Here is an 11,657-nt window from a genome sequence, read left to right as displayed (position 1 = left end):
GCCGCTACCTCCCCGAAGGCAGCATGAGCGAGATCTACCGCGAACTCCCCGAAAGCGCCCCCGCGCTACCCAACACCCCGAACGCGCCCGCCAGTTGATCCCCAACACCACGACGAGGGACACGACCTCAAGTCGCGCAAGACGTCGCGGGTGCCGGCTCGATGAACTCGGCCAAGAAGCCGTCGGGCAACGCCTTGAGCCGGATCAGGCGGTGACCGAGTGCCGGCACCCAGCCGCGTTCACCGATGAGCGGCCAGCACTGCCGCGAGGCCCTCCTGCAGATCTTTGACGAAATACCCGGGAACCTCCAGCGGCGGGAAATGTCCCCCGAATTCCGGCGACACCCATCGGACGATCTGCCGGTACCGCTCCTGTGCCCAGGGGCGCGGGTACTTCTCGATGTCGCGGGGATACACCGTGATTGCTGACGGGACGTCGACCCGAAGTTCGGGATCGAGCGAGTTGTGGCTCTCGTAGTAGATACGGGCCGCTGATGCGCCGGTCCGCGTCAGCCAATACAGGGTGACGTCGTCGAGAACGCGGTCTCTGGAGATCGTCTCGAACGGGCTGTCTTCGGTGTCCGACCACTCGGCGAACTTGTCAAGGATCCAGGCCAGAAGCCCGACTGGTGAGTCGACGAGCGAGTAGCCGATGGTCTGCGGCCGGGTCGCCTGCTGCTTCGCGTACGCCGCGCGGTGGCGCCAGAAGTGGCGGGTTTCCTCGGTCCACTTGCGCTCGACCGCCGTCAGCCCGTCCGTCGTCAACCCGGGCGGTCCCTCCGCGAACGTGGTGTGGATGCCAAGCACGTGCGCCGGGAACCTGCCGCCGAGAACTGTGGTGATATTGCCTCCCCAGTCACCGCCGTGGGCTGCGAACTTGCTGTAGCCGAGCCTTCCCATCAGTTCCACCCATGCGGCCGCGATCTTTTCGGTTCCCCACCCGGTGGTGGCCGGCTTGTCGCTGTAGCCGAAGCCTGGCAGTGACGGGATCACGACGTGGAACGCCGGCGCGTCCGCATCTTTCGGATCTGCCAGCTCGTCCACCACATCGATGAACTCGGCAATGCTGCCCGGCCAGCCGTGCGTCAGGACCAGAGGAGTGGCATCTGCGCGCGCGGATCGACGGTGCAGGAAGTGGATTCCCAGATCATCAATGGTCGTGCGGAACTGGCCGATCCGGTTGAGGCGCGCTTCGAACGACCGCCAGTTGTACCCGGTGCGCCAGTAGTTCATGAGATCGACGATGTCGGCGAGCGGGACACCCTGTTCCCATCGGCGACGGTCGGGCGCGGCGCGATGGACCGTCTCGGGCTCCGGCAACCGCGCGGCGGCCAGTCGCGCGCGCAGATCGTCGAGGTCGGCGTCGGTTGCGTGGAATTCAAATGCTTGCACGTCGCTGGTCGGACAGGGCATGAGACCTCCTGGCCATCGCGGAACCGGCTACGACCCATAGCGAACCGTCTAAGACGGTTCTACCAAGCCTTCATGTCAGCGTGCAACCAGCTAAGGTGGTTCCATGCGTACTGGGTTCCCTGACTTCCGCCTCGGCAATGTGCTGGCGACCAGCTTCACGGGGACTCTGTCGGAGCGTCATGGCGACGCTGTGGAGCGCATTCCCACGCCGCACCGACTCGTCGACTGGCTGGCAGTGAACGGCCTCGCCGTGGACTCCTGCACCACCGCCCAGCTCGAACTCGCCCGGGAACTGAGGGAGTCGATTCACGCCGCCGCGACAGCGGCCGCACTCCAGGACGCCCTGCCTGCGTCTGCTGTCCAAGTCATCAACGACTTCAGCGCTCAGGGTCGGGCCGCCGCCATCCTGACGCCCGAGGGCAAGCGGCGATGGCGGCTCAGCTCGGCTTCCTGCGTGGAAGATGCCCTCAGCGTGATCGCCGCCGACGCGATCAGCATCATCGCAGGCGAACGAGACGGAAAATTGGCCTTGTGCGCATCGCCAACCTGCCAAGCCGCCTTCTTCGACACCAGTCAAAGTCGCACCCGCAAATGGTGTGACATGAACACGTGCGGGAATCGTCAGAAGAAGGCGCGCTTCAATGCCAACCAGCGCAAAAACCCCAGATCAGCGGAGTGATGGTCGGCAGGGCGAAGCGGACCGACGCGTCCCTGCTCTCGGCGGGAATCAGGCGATCGCGCAGGTGAACGGGCTTGTGGGCCACATACGGACGTTGCGGCAGAGCACGGGCGGCTGCCCAGGGCTTCGTGCCTGTCCTGGCTGCATAGCCGGTTTCAGGTGCCATCCGGGCAGGCTTTGGGGCGGGATCGCGGGTGATGTCGGCCTGCACCTGCGTTCCCGGAAGATGTCCATCCTTGCTCTTCGCAGGGAATCCCGGCCTTCAGGACTCTGCGGATGAATGCGTGTTTCCAGCAGAGCTGGGTCGTTGGTCCTCCGCGATTGTTGTGGTCGTGGGTGGGAGGGCCGAGAGAGATGTCGCTGGACCCACGGGCTGATCGTGGGGTGCAGGAGCTGACGGCCCGGGTGGTGCGGGCAGCGTTCCCGAGCGGGGACAATGGCGGTGCGGGTTCGGGAGGCGTTGGGCCCGCTGTTTGAGGACGAGGTGTTCGCCGGGGTGTTTGCCGTCCGGGGACGTCCGGCTGTCTCGCCAGGGGCGTTGGCTTTGATGTCGGTGTTGCAGTACGCGGAGAGGCTGACCGATCGACAGGCCGCTGACCAGGTACGGACCCGGGTTGACTGGAAGTTTCTGCTCGGCCTGGAACTGGACGATCGCGGGTTCGAAGCCTCCGTGCTGAGCCTGTTCCGTTCCCGTCTCATCGAGCAGGGACTGGAACGGACGACGCTGGAGCTGGTGCTGGAACACCTACGTGGGCTGGGCCTGCTGAAGGCCGGTGGCCGGCAGTGGACTGATTCGACGCATGTGGTGGCGGCGGTGCGGACGCTGAACCGGACCTTGGTGTGTGAGCGGTCGCAGCGCCCGAGGATCTTGAGGCCACTGAGTGTGTTGGGCGCGAGGAATGTGCGCCTTCAGCCAGCCGTTGCCGCCTCGACGACCGCGTCCCTGTCGGCGAGGTCGCGGAGGTCGGTGCTCACCCGTATGCGCGCGAGTGCGGCATCACGTTCCGCGCCGGGCAGTTCGCCGCGGCGCACGCCGCGGTCCAGCGAGGCGGTGATCCGGGACAGGCCCGCCTTGGCCGCATCCTCGTTCACCTCGTGGATTACCACGTGGAGACCGGCCCGGGCGCAGACCTCGGCAATGCCCGCGCCGATCAGACCGCGCCCGATGACACCCACCTTGCGGATGTCCTTCCGGGCAGGAGTGCACCGCTCACCGGAAGGCCGCCTGCCCCGTCAGGGCCTGGCCGATCATGAGGGTGTGCATTTCGACGGTGCCCTCGTAGGTGAGGATCGACTCGAGGTTGTTGGCGTGCCGGATGACCGGGTATTCCAGGGAGATGCCGTTCGCGCCCAGGATGGTGCGGGCGGTGCGGCAGATCTCCAGAGCCGTGCGGGTGTTGTTGAGCTTGCCGTAGCTGACCTGCTCGGGGCGCAGCCCACGGTCGTCCTTGGTGCGGCCGAGGTGGAACGCCAACAGTGTGCCCTTGGCCAGCTCCAGGGCCATGTCCGTCAGTTTGGCCTGGGTCAGCTGGAAGGAACTGATCGGGCGGTCGAACTGGACCCGGTCGCCCGCATAGGCCAGAGCCGTCCGGAAGGCCGAGCGGGCGGCGCCCATCGCGCCCCAGGCGATGCCGTACCTGGCCTCGTTGAGGCAGGACAGCGGGCCCTTGAGCCCCCGCACTTCCGGCAGGACAGCCGCACCCGGCAGTCGTACGGAGTCGAGGACGAGCTCGCTGGTCACGGAGGCCCGCAGCGACATCTTGTGGTGGATGGCGGGCGCCGAGAAGCCGGGGGTGTCGGTGGGGACGACGAAACCGCGGACGCCGTCGTCGGTGCGGGCCCAGACCACGGCGACGTCGGCGACGGAGCCGTTGGTGATCCACATCTTGCGCCCGTCGAGGGGTTCCCGAGAACTATGACCTGTGGCGAGCGGCCACCTACCGCTTCCATGCCCTGGTCCTCCAGCAGTGGCGCACGCAGGGCTTGTTCTTCCTGGGCGATGCCGCACACATGACACCACCGTTCCTGGCGCAGGGCATGTGCCAAGGGATCCGCGACGCGTCCAACCTGATGTGGAAGCTGGCCCTTCACTTGCGTGGCGACACCTCCGAACGTCTCTTGGACACGTATCAACGCGAGCGCGCCTCGCACGTACGACACGTGACACTCGTCGCCAAGGAGTTCGGCCATGTCATCTGCGAGCGCGACGAGGCCACCGCCGCCAAGCGCGACGCAGACCTGCTGGCAGAACTGAAGGCCACACCGGAAGGAACGATCCGCCAGTCCCTGATCCCCGGACTGCTGGCAGGCTTCCTCGCACCGGAACGTTTCCCCGCGCGTGGAGACACCTCCCGCAACCGACAGTGACTGACAGCCGGGGCAGGACCGGGCTGCTCGACAAGTTCACCGGGAGCACCTTCCGGCTGGTGATCCGGCACGGCACGGACGCAGCTTCAGCCGAGTCGGCTGTGCGCGCGCACCGGGCGGAAGGCGGATTTCCGATCCGCGTCGTCCGTCTGGTCGCCGAGACGCCGGCCGGCTAGGACGAATACCGCGAGGAAGAGCACGTCCTGGACGCGTGGATGCGTCGACACTCGTGCGAAGCGGTGCTCGCTCGCCCTGACCACTACGTGTTCGGCGGTGTTCCTGCAACAAGCGACACCGGCCTCCTGCTCGCAGCTGCTCGCCGGCAGCTGCACGGCACGGGGCGCCTGAGGACGACCCAAGGCGCGGCGAGTTGAACCGCACTCTGCTGGGCCCCTGGCTCGTCGGCGGAGCGCTCCGCTGCTTAACCATGGCCGGGTCCGCAGGCGGTGGTGGGGGACTCAGGGGCGGCCGAGGGCGCGGAAGGTCCAGCCGGCTTCGCGCCAGATGGCGGGATTGAGGGTGCCGCGGCCATCGATGACCTTCGGGGTAGTGGTGCGGGCGGCGAGACGGTGCGGGTCGACGTGGGAGTACTGCGGCCACTCGGTGAGATGCAGGAGTAGGTCGGCGTCCTGGACGGCGGTGATGGGGTCGTCGACGTAGCCGAGTTCGGGGTGGAGCTTGCGGGCGTTGTCGAGGGCCTGGGGGTCGCTGACGGTGACGCTGGCGCCGAGCTCGTGGAGCTTGCGGGCGACGGCGAGGGCGGGGGAGTCGCGGATGTCGTCGGTGTCGGGCTTGAAGGCGGCGCCCCAGACGGTGATCCGCCGGTCGGCGAGGGTGCCGCCGACCTGTTCGCGGGCGAGGTCGACCATGCGTTCGCGGCGCCGGTTGTTGATCGCGTCGACTTCGCGGAGGATCGTCAGGGCCTGGTCGACGCCGAGTTCGCCGGCGCGGGCCATGAAACCGCGGATGTCCTTGGGGAGGCAGCCGCCGCCAAAGCCGAGGCCGGGCCGCATGCCGCGGCGGCCGATGCGTGCGTCGTGCCCGAGGATGTCGGCGAGCTGTCCGACGTCGGCGCCGGAGGCTTCGCACACCTCGGCGATGGCGTTGATGAAGGAGATCTTCGTGGCGAGGAAGGCGTTGGCGGACGCCTTGGCGAGTTCGGCGGTGGCCCAGTCGGTGACGATCGTCGGCGTCCCCGCCGTGATGATCTTCTCGAAGCACTGTCGCAGCGCCGTCTCGGCCCAGGAGTCCTCGGTGTCGAAGCCGAGGACGAGGCGGTCGGGGCGGAGGGTGTCCTCGATGGCGAACGACTCGCGCAGGAACTCCGGGTTCCAGGCGACCTCGATGGCGTCCCCGGCCGGCGCGTAAGCGTGGAGGAGATCACGGATGCGGGGTGCGGTGCCGACCGGGACGGTCGACTTGACCGCGACCACCGCCGGGCCGGTGAGGCGGGGTGCGAGCTGGCGGACGGCGGTGAACAGGTGGGTGAGGTCGTAGGCGTGCTCGCCGGGCTGTTGCGGGGTGCCGACACCGATGAAGTGCAGTTCGGCGAAGGCGGCGGCCTCGGCGTAGGAGGCGGTGAACCGCAGCCGGCCGCTTGCGGTGTGCTTGGTGAGGAGGCCGTCGAGGTCGCGTTCGAAGAACGGGGCCTTGCCGGAGTTCAGGACGGCGACCTTTTCCCCGTCGCAGTCCATGCCGAGAACTTCATGGCCGAGTTCGGCCATGCAGGCCGCATGCGTGGCGCCGAGGTAGCCGCAGCCGACGACGGTGAGCTTCATGACGGGTTCCTTCGCGAGGTGAGGGCCGCCGACAGCCCCACCTCTGCCCCGCCCTCGAAGGGCGGGGCGCTCAGGCGGGATGGGCGGCCGGATAGCGGTTGATCCCGTCCCGGATGAACGGCGGGATCGTGCGGAATTGGTGAAGTCGACGTGGTCCGGCTCGACCACCACCAGCTCGGCCCCGATGTCGGAGGCGATCTGGGCCGCGATCTGCGACTCGTCGAGCCGGTCCTGTGCCGGGTAGCGGATGGACACAGACCGGCGGCCGCAGCAGATAGGCCAGCACCGACGAATCGAGCCCGTCCGAGAGCAAGACGCGAAGTCGCAGGCCGGGGCCCGTAGCCGGACCTGTTCGGCCAGGACGAAGGAGAACTTCGCGAGGGCCCCGCTGGAGGTGCCGGTGAAGGGTTGTCGGGGCCTGAAGGCTCCAGTAGGCGTGCTGGTCCAAGGAGCCACTGGCGATGTAGAAGGCCAGCAGCGTGGCCGGGGCCAGCAGTTGGATGCCCCTGAAAGGGGGTGTCGACGCCGGCCGGCGTTTCGATCGCGATCACCTCGGGCCGCAGGACGAGCGGGGCACTGCCGCAGCCGGTCAGGGTGGTGACCTGGAGGCGAACGCGAGCCGGCCGCCGTCCAGGCGCCAGTAGAGCGGCTTCTCGCCGAGCCGGTCGCGGGCAAGGAACAGCTTGCCGACAGCAGCGTGTTCATGGCCAGCACCGCCCTCCCGTCGCTGGAGGCGGCGTGCATGGTGCCGTCCGGGCGGCGGTGGGCCTGCGAGGCGCCCATGGCACCGACCGTGCGCTCGTGTCGGACGGCGTCCGCTCCGGCCAGGCCTGCGATTCCGCACATCTCTGGTTCACCCCCGAGTCCGTGGTGGTGCCTTGGCGGCGGCCGCCGCCAGAAGGAGAGCCATCCAGTCCCGGCAGCGGTCTGGGCTCTCATCACAGCCGCCCGGCCGATGTACGGGGAGGGCTCGCAGGGGGGCTCACAACTCGCAGACGGGGTTCATCGCGAGCCGGAAGGCAATACCCTCGGTGGCCCAACCCACGGAACGTGTACGACTCTTCGCCCCCAGGCGAGTACAGACTCATGTGCTCAGCCGTCTGCTCGAGTCGGCTGCGCTCCAGGAGACCGGCAAGGGGAGAGGTCGTGGCATCGACCACCCGCCGGACCCGTCCGCCGAACGCGGACCTGGCCCGGCTCATCGAAGCCAGCGGCGCGAGCCACAAGTCCCTGGCCCTGCGCGTCAACCAGCTCGCCCATTCGGCCGGGATAGAGACGGACTATTCACATACTTCGGTGGCGAACTGGTGCAGGCGTGGGATGACGCCGAAATGGCCGGTCCCGAAGCTGTTGGCGCAGGCCATCGGCGAACGGCTCGGCCGGCCCGTCAGCCTGGGCGAGATCGGCATGGGCGAGGCGGAGACAACCGACGCGGACGTGGGGTTGGATTTCCCCAGGGACCCCGCCGACGCCGTCCGCCTCGCCACTTCGTTCTGGAGCTCCGTGAACCGCCGCGACTTCCTGGCCGGATCCGGCTTCGCCGCGTCCGCCTTCACCACCCCCGTCACCCGGTGGCTCGTCACCCCCGCGGACGAGACCGCCGACCACAGCGGCGGCCAGCAGGTCGGCCGGGCCGACCTCGACGAACTGTGCAAGGCCGCCGACGACGCCCGCCGCTGGGACTCCAAATACGGCGGCGGGAACTGGAAAGCCAACTCCGTCACCCACTGCCTCGACCACCGGGCCGCCCGGCTGCTGCAAGGCAGCTTCTCCGACGAGATCGGCCGCGAACTCTTCTCGGTCACTGCGCAGTTGTCCCGCCTCGCCGGCTGGACAGCCTTCGACGTCGGCCAGCACAGTGCCGCCCAGCGACACTTCATCCAGGCCCTACGCCTTGCCCGCGCGGGCGGCGACGTACAGCTGGGCTGCTATGTGCTGACCACCATGGCCATGCAGACCCTGATGCGGGGCTTCGCGTCCGAGGCCGTGGACATGGCCCAAGGCGCGTATGAGCGGGCAAAGGGCCAGGCCGTCCCCCGCGTGCTTGCCTTCACCAAGCTGATCGAGGCCCGCGCTCACGCCCGCGACAACGACCCCCGGGCCGCCTCCCAGGCCCTGAAAGCCTCCGAGCACCTCCTGGGCCAGGCGAAGGACGACAGCGGCGACGAGCCCGCCTGGATCGACTTCTATCACCACGCCCGCCTCTCCGCGGACGCCGCCGAGGTCTTCCGGGACCTGCAGAATCCCAAGGCCGCCCTCGGCTGGAACAAGCAGGCCACCGCGATGCCGACCGGGGTGTTCACCCGCTCCGTCGGCATGCGGCTCGCCATCGTCGGGACCGCTCACCTCCAGGCCCGCGACCTCGACCACGGCCTCGAACTCGGCCACCGGTCCGTCGACATCCTCGCCCGCGTCCAGTCCTCCCGCGCCAAGGACTACGTCCGCGAATTCAACGCCGCCCTCGCTCCCTGGCGGCGTGAATGGGCCGTCCGCGAGTTCCTCCACCGCTCCCGCACCGAACTCGGCGTTGCCGCCTGAACATGGCCAGCCGGCGCCGACGTCACTGGTTCTTTTGCGAGGAGGCTCGGCGTTCACGCCGGGGAGGAATCGCATCCGGTGACAGTGACGCGGAGCGTGGCCGCATCCTGCTTGCCGGGCGCGGAGCGCCACTGCGACTTGCCCGGCGAGGACGCCGAAGACGAGGATCTGGCCGCAAGCGCCTGCACCCGCGGCCCGTCCCGATGGCGATCCTGGAATCCCGGCTCGGCGTCTCGTGCTCCGCACGCCCTGCACGTACCCGGAACTGTGGCTTCCATCATGGCGAATGTGATCTTGTACTGCTGAGATCGCCGGATGCTCGGTTTCCTCCTCCGTCTCCTGCCGTTCTGGGTCCGCGAGCCCCTGCTCATCGCGGTCGGATCGGTTCTCGGCGTACGCATCATGTATCTCGCCGTCCACGATCACGATCGGATCGCGGCCGGTCTCGGCGTGGTGTTCCTCGTGTTCACCGCAATACGCGTCCACGCGGTGATCCGGGCCCTGCGCGCACGCCGAAACCCGAGTCCGACAGCCTCCGCAGACGGAGCGGCAGTCGATGCTGCCGCCCAGCCCCAGCCCCAGCCCGGAACCGGGCCGCGTCCCGGCCCGAACACTCCGGAGAAGGATCACAACGCATGGGGCCAGGCCGTCGCGGCCGTAGCCGTGTTCGGGGCACTCGCGGCCGCGCTGTGGGTGGCCCCACGCATGATGCCGTCCGACGACAACGCCCCGCAGCCCGCCTCGTGTTCAGGCGGGGCACACGAGGAGCTACCCAAGGCCTACAAGGAGACGCCCCAGCCTGTGGCCGGTGAAGAGCTGTGCAAGGCGCTCAACCGGCCAGACCTGGCCAAGCTCCTTGGAACTCCTGGAGAGATCGCGACCACTGCTTCCGGCACCAGCAACACCGCTCCTCTGACTGATGGGAAGGTCGCCCAACCGGAGGCCGAGGTCACGTTCGACACGTACACCGTGAATGTCTCGGCCACTTACAACGAGCTGACGACTGACCAGTACGTGAAGCTGATGAAGTTCGGGGATGAGAAGGACGTCAAAACGCTTACGGTTCTTGGAAGGCCTGCGGTCTTCTCCTCGGATCACACCATGAAGTTCGAGATCAATCTCGGGAGTGGCGGATCCGGCGGACCGGTCGAACAAGGCCCCCTGGCCAGGACGCTGTCCGTGGCCCTCGACCGTAATGACCGGGGAGGCTACTACGAAATCACCGTGTGGAGCACGTCCGGAGCCCTCCCTGACGACAGCGCTCTCCTCGACGTCGCTGAGAGGGTTCTTCCGACGATCCCCGAACGGCCTGTCCGATGAGACCCCGCCGCCGTCGTGCCACCGCCGGAAGCGGTTGTGGACGGTTGACCAGGCGCCGAACTCCTGTGGCATCTCCCGCTACTGTCCGCCGGTCTTGAACCGCCAGATCACCCCCTCGAACTGCTGCCGCAGTCGCTCGGGATACGGGCCGTACTCGCCGATCGGCAGGTACGGCTCGATGAACTCCCATTCCTCGTCCGTCACTTGCACTCGCGTCACGTAAGAACGTCTACCGGTCCAGGCCCCGCTCCGAGGGCGAATCCCGCAGATTGATCACGACTCGATACGCGCCCTAGCACTCCCTGATCGTCGTGAAGGTGATCCACCACGTAGCTGCACACGTCATCGCGGACCTGGTCCGCGTCCCACGAAGCTCGAGCCAGCAGGTGCTGCATCCCGTCCGAGGTCGCCTCCCCGGCCACTCGGCAATGGTCCAACAGTTCTTGCGAGGCAAGTCCGAGAGCAGTCCGAGCACCAATTTCGCAACCCGACGCCGGGGTTCGACCCGAGCAAACCGCCCCGCTATCCGGCCCATGAGGCTCTCGAACCCCTTCTGGTAACGGGCCGGGTCTACGCTGTGATCTGCGGCCACCGCCTGATTTTCCGTCTTCACACACCGATGATCAACGGTGGCCGCGTCCATCGCTCACTGGTTGTCTCGTGACGACGAAGTCTGACCGTGGTCATCGAAGGTTGATCACCTGCAGGTTCGTTGCCACCGAATGCCGGGTTCGTAGGCACGGAGCTCCGCGCCTACGCGCACCTGCGGATGTAAGGGAGTGGCTCGCGAAGTGTCGTCACCGCTTGAGTTCCGTGGCTTCGATCTGGTGCGGCGGGGCTATGACCGCCATCAGGTCGACCGCTATCTCGAGGCCCTGCCTGAAGCCAACCCGCCAGTGGGCCCGCCTCCGTTCCGGGTCGTGGGGCGGGGCTATGACTGCCAGCAGGTTGACGCGCGCATCAGGCAACTCCTGGCGGACAGAGGCATCAGCGGGTAACTGACCCTGCCCTACGAGGCGGTGCCGTCAGCGCCCCTCACCGCACAAACCCAAAGCTGGCGATCCGAGCCGACGCTTTCTGCCTGCTTGCCCTTCACGGTTCCCACCTGAGCTGAACCGGATTTTGTAGCGGCCCTGAAGCCAGGCATGATCGCCTCGGCAGATGGGAGAACACAGGTCCGATGCCTGCACCACGGAAGTACCCCAAGACCACGGAGTTAAGGGCGATCTGGCGTTGTCAAGGGTGGGTTGACGGGGTCTTGGAGGTCGGGTGTGAGCCACTCGGGTTCGAGGATGTAGATGCCTCGCCCGGTGCGGCGAAGGATGGCCTCGCGAACCCAGCGCCCCAGTTCCGCACGTAGTCCTTGGGCGTCGTCCAGTCCGATGCCGCGAGCGATTTCACATGCGCGCCAGGGGCGGAGAGGGGCGGTGCGCAAAAGTTGCAGCGTGCGGTCGCGACGCCCGTCGGGGCCGGGGTCGGCGGACGAGTGCACGGTGACTTTGATGCTGGTGATCCTGGAGGCACCCAGGACTTGTGCCTGGTCAGGCGGTGCGGCATAGCGGG

General features: G+C 67.7%; 10 protein-coding genes and 5 pseudogenes. 6 read left to right on the top strand and 9 right to left on the bottom strand.

The annotated features are described in order from the left end of the window. Nucleotides 1-239: 239 nt before the first annotated feature. Complete coding sequence (locus tag ACTWQR_RS54270) at nucleotides 240-1,412, bottom strand: epoxide hydrolase (protein WP_443234761.1); 1,173 nt, start codon at nucleotides 1,410-1,412, stop codon at nucleotides 240-242. Nucleotides 1,413-1,515: 103 nt separating this feature from the next. Between ACTWQR_RS54270 and ACTWQR_RS54265 the strand changes: the two genes are divergently transcribed. After that, complete coding sequence (locus ACTWQR_RS54265; protein ID WP_443234760.1) at nucleotides 1,516-2,091, top strand: CGNR zinc finger domain-containing protein; 576 nt, start codon at nucleotides 1,516-1,518, stop codon at nucleotides 2,089-2,091. A 436-nt stretch (nucleotides 2,092-2,527) separates the two neighbouring features. Then, nucleotides 2,528-2,749: pseudogene (locus tag ACTWQR_RS54260) on the top strand (transposase); the annotation flags it as partial. A 251-nt stretch (nucleotides 2,750-3,000) separates the two neighbouring features. Here the strand turns inward: ACTWQR_RS54260 and ACTWQR_RS54255 are convergent. Further along, nucleotides 3,001-3,267, bottom strand: a complete 267-nt coding sequence (locus tag ACTWQR_RS54255; RefSeq protein WP_443234759.1) for a 3-hydroxyacyl-CoA dehydrogenase NAD-binding domain-containing protein — start codon at nucleotides 3,265-3,267, stop codon at nucleotides 3,001-3,003. Nucleotides 3,268-3,301: 34 nt separating this feature from the next. Continuing rightward, nucleotides 3,302-3,991 (bottom strand): annotated as a pseudogene (locus ACTWQR_RS54250) (acyl-CoA dehydrogenase family protein); the annotation flags it as partial. A gap of 83 nt (nucleotides 3,992-4,074) precedes the next feature. On the opposite strand from ACTWQR_RS54250, the gene ACTWQR_RS54245 reads away from it, so the two are divergent. Beyond that, the gene (locus tag ACTWQR_RS54245; protein WP_443234758.1) at nucleotides 4,075-4,458 is read left to right on the top strand and encodes an FAD-dependent monooxygenase; all 384 of its coding nucleotides are present in this window, start codon (nucleotides 4,075-4,077) and stop codon (nucleotides 4,456-4,458) included. After that, nucleotides 4,455-4,634 (top strand): hypothetical protein, encoded by a 180-nt coding sequence (locus ACTWQR_RS54240; protein ID WP_443234757.1) that lies wholly within the window; start codon nucleotides 4,455-4,457, stop codon nucleotides 4,632-4,634. Before ACTWQR_RS54245 ends, ACTWQR_RS54240 begins: the two co-directional genes overlap by 4 nt. Nucleotides 4,635-4,916: 282 nt before the next feature. Here ACTWQR_RS54240 and ACTWQR_RS54235 read toward each other — a convergent pair whose 3' ends face one another. Both ACTWQR_RS54235 and ACTWQR_RS54230 read right to left on the bottom strand, forming a co-directional pair. Beyond that, nucleotides 4,917-6,236: a UDP-glucose dehydrogenase family protein gene (locus ACTWQR_RS54235; RefSeq protein ID WP_443234756.1), complete on the bottom strand. Its 1,320-nt coding sequence runs from the start codon at nucleotides 6,234-6,236 to the stop codon at nucleotides 4,917-4,919. Between the two features lie 589 nt (nucleotides 6,237-6,825). Beyond that, nucleotides 6,826-7,080, bottom strand: a complete 255-nt coding sequence (locus ACTWQR_RS54230; protein WP_443234755.1) for a hypothetical protein — start codon at nucleotides 7,078-7,080, stop codon at nucleotides 6,826-6,828. Between the two features lie 302 nt (nucleotides 7,081-7,382). On the opposite strand from ACTWQR_RS54230, the gene ACTWQR_RS54225 reads away from it, so the two are divergent. Both ACTWQR_RS54225 and ACTWQR_RS54220 read left to right on the top strand, forming a co-directional pair. Continuing rightward, a complete protein-coding gene (locus tag ACTWQR_RS54225; RefSeq protein WP_443234754.1) occupies nucleotides 7,383-8,774 on the top strand; it encodes a sporulation protein in 1,392 nt (463 codons plus the stop codon). A gap of 315 nt (nucleotides 8,775-9,089) precedes the next feature. Continuing rightward, nucleotides 9,090-10,094 carry a DUF6215 domain-containing protein gene (locus ACTWQR_RS54220; RefSeq protein WP_443234753.1) on the top strand — a complete coding sequence of 335 codons (1,005 nt, stop codon included), beginning with the start codon at nucleotides 9,090-9,092 and terminating at the stop codon, nucleotides 10,092-10,094. Nucleotides 10,095-10,100: 6 nt separating this feature from the next. Here the strand turns inward: ACTWQR_RS54220 and ACTWQR_RS54215 are convergent. The 4 genes and pseudogenes from ACTWQR_RS54215 to ACTWQR_RS54200 form a co-directional block, all read right to left on the bottom strand. After that, nucleotides 10,101-10,313 (bottom strand): annotated as a pseudogene (locus ACTWQR_RS54215) (transposase); the annotation flags it as partial. A 74-nt stretch (nucleotides 10,314-10,387) separates the two neighbouring features. After that, nucleotides 10,388-10,629 (bottom strand): annotated as a pseudogene (locus ACTWQR_RS54210) (transposase); the annotation flags it as partial. Nucleotides 10,630-10,891: 262 nt separating this feature from the next. Beyond that, entirely contained in the window at nucleotides 10,892-11,062 is a 171-nt protein-coding gene (locus tag ACTWQR_RS54205; protein ID WP_443234752.1) for a hypothetical protein, read from the bottom strand. Nucleotides 11,063-11,310: 248 nt separating this feature from the next. Next, nucleotides 11,311-11,657, bottom strand: a pseudogene (locus ACTWQR_RS54200) (IS4-like element ISSav1 family transposase); the annotation flags it as partial.

The sequence above is a fragment of the Streptomyces sp. 2A115 genome, from assembly GCF_052245575.1.
Lineage (GTDB): Bacteria > Actinomycetota > Actinomycetes > Streptomycetales > Streptomycetaceae > Streptomyces.
The sequence above is the reverse complement of the archived record's forward strand: the minus strand, read 5'-3'. Positions and strand labels throughout refer to the sequence as shown.

Bases quoted from the DNA above. Each gene is read 5' to 3' on its own strand.
- ACTWQR_RS54235 (WP_443234756.1), bottom strand. From the start codon at position 6,236: ATGAAGCTCACCGTCGTCGGCTGCGGCTACCTCGGCGCCACGCATGCG.
- ACTWQR_RS54270 (WP_443234761.1), bottom strand. From the start codon at position 1,412: ATGCCCTGTCCGACCAGCGACGTGCAAGCATTTGAATTCCACGCAACC.
- ACTWQR_RS54220 (WP_443234753.1), top strand. From the start codon at position 9,090: ATGCTCGGTTTCCTCCTCCGTCTCCTGCCGTTCTGGGTCCGCGAGCCC.
- ACTWQR_RS54265 (WP_443234760.1), top strand. From the start codon at position 1,516: ATGCGTACTGGGTTCCCTGACTTCCGCCTCGGCAATGTGCTGGCGACC.